This window comes from Gilvimarinus gilvus (assembly GCF_030518155.1).
In the GTDB taxonomy this organism is placed as follows: Bacteria; Pseudomonadota; Gammaproteobacteria; order Pseudomonadales; family Cellvibrionaceae; genus Gilvimarinus; species Gilvimarinus gilvus.
Genome location: NZ_JAULRU010000811.1, coordinates 1 through 313, shown reverse-complemented (window position 1 = coordinate 313; position 313 = coordinate 1). Strand labels below are relative to the sequence as shown.

At 32.6% G+C, this 313-nt stretch carries 1 protein-coding gene; it reads right to left on the bottom strand.

Annotated features, from left to right (window positions below):
• Positions 1-313, bottom strand: a 313-nt coding sequence (locus tag QWI17_RS21605; RefSeq protein ID WP_302724610.1) for a hypothetical protein, incomplete at both ends; no start/stop codon positions are given.

Below are 313 nucleotides of genomic sequence, written 5' to 3'. Positions count from 1 at the left end.
AATAAGATAGACCAAAACATAAATTATTAAAGTTTGTAATCGTTCTCTCTTCAGCTACATTTACTTTTATATCAAAAGGTTCTGTATCACTTCCTCCATAAACAGCTATTACAACAATCTCACCTCTTTTCAAAAGTTCTGATCCTTCAAATGCTTTAGCATAACCATTAGCTCCCGAAAACGTTTCACACAAATCAGGGTCACCTTCTTTCATTCCTTTTAATAACGACGCTCCTTGAACTGACCTATCTGCATTTATTGTTCCTCCATTATAAAAAATTGTTTCAGGTAATTTACCTTTTTGTATTTTCCA